At 62.9% G+C, this 1,688-nt stretch carries 1 protein-coding gene; it reads left to right on the top strand.

The window, feature by feature from the left end:
• On the top strand, positions 1-1,688 hold a 1,688-nt coding region (locus AC1DLV_RS30230; RefSeq protein WP_476836349.1), incomplete at both ends, for a BID domain-containing protein.

Below are 1,688 nucleotides of genomic sequence, written 5' to 3'. Positions count from 1 at the left end.
AAGGACGCGGGCATTGTCAGCCGCACGCTGGCGTCGTGGGAACTGCGCTGGAAACAAGACAGGGACGGTCTTGATGCCAGGACGGTGTTTGTTCTCGACGAGGCCGGCATGGTTGCCTCCAGGCAGATGGCGCTGGTTGTTGAAGCGGTCACTCGGGCAGGCGCAAAGCTGGTGCTGGTTGGCGATCCCGACCAACTCCAGCCAATCGAGGCGGGTGCTGCGTTTCGGGCGATCGTTGACCGCATCGGCTACGTTGAACTCGAAACGATCTACCGCCAGCGCGAGGAATGGATGAGGGCCGCTTCGCTCGATCTGGCGCGCGGCCGTGTCGGGCAGGCGGTTGATGCCTATGGCAAACATGGCAGAGTGCTTGGGTCGGACTTGAAGGCGCAGGCGATCGACAGTCTGATTGCCGACTGGAACAGCGACTACGATCCGACGAAGACAACACTGATCCTTGCACACCTTCGGCGGGACGTTCGCATGCTCAACAGCCTCGCGCGTGAACAGCTCGTGGAGCGTGGGATCGTCGGCGTAGGACATGCCTTCCGCACCGAAGATGGTCATCGCCGGTTCGACGCCGGTGACCAGATCGTCTTCTTGAAAAACGAGACCTCGCTTGGCGTGAAAAACGGCATGATCGGCCGTGTCGTCGAGGCGGCACCAAACAGGATCGTCGCTGCCATCGGCGAGGGCGAACATCGTCGGCTCGTCAGGGTCGAGCAACGCTTCTACCCCAACGTTGATCATGGCTATGCAACCACCATCCACAAGTCGCAAGGATCGACCGTCGATCGGGTCAAGGTGCTGGCTTCGCTCTCACTCGATCGCCATTTGACCTATGTCGCGATGACCCGTCACCGCGAGGATATGGCGCTCTATTATGGGCTGCATTCCTTCGCCAAGGCGGGCGGGCTCGAGACCATTCTGTCGCGAAGCAACGCCAAGGAAACCACGCTCGATTACGAGCATGGCGTCCTCTACCGGCAGGCACTGCGCTTTGCCGACAACCGCGGGCTGCACCTCGTCTGGGTTGCCCGCACACTCGTGCGCGATCGGCTCGACTGGATGCTGCGCCAGAAGGAGCGGCTTGCCGATCTGGCGCAGCGCATGCGTGCCGGCGGCGAGCGCCTCGGCCTGCTCCAGCGTCCCTCAACGCAAACCCAACAGGAGGCCGAACCGATGGTCGCCGGCGTCACGCTGTTTGCTAAATCCCTGTCTGATGTCGTCGAGGAAAAGTTGCTCGCCGATCCGGCCATAGCAAAGCAGTGGGAAGAAGTGTCGACCCGGTTCCGCCATGTCTTCGCCGATCCGGAAAGCGCGTTCCGGGCGATGAATTTCGACGCCGCGATGACGGACCCAAAGGCTGCGGCACACACGCTCGACCGGCTGGCCCGCGAGCCGGCATCGATCGGGCCGCTCAGGGGGAGGACTGGCCTGCTCGCGAGCAAGGCCGACAAGGAGGCGCGCCGTGTCGCTGCGGTCAACGTGCCGGCGCTGAAGCGTGACATCGAGCGTTATCTCCAGCTGCGGCAGCTCGCTGCCGCAAGGATCGAGAAGGAGGAGCAGGTGCTTCGTCATCGTGTCTCGATCGACATCCCGGCGCTGTCGCAAGCCGCAAGGTCAGTGCTGGAAAACATCCGCACCGCCATCGACCGCAACGATCTTCCCGCCGCTCTTGGCCTTGC

The sequence above is a fragment of the Aminobacter sp. 01T433 genome (assembly GCF_056398585.1).
The sequence above is the reverse complement of the archived record's forward strand: the minus strand, read 5'-3'. Positions and strand labels throughout refer to the sequence as shown.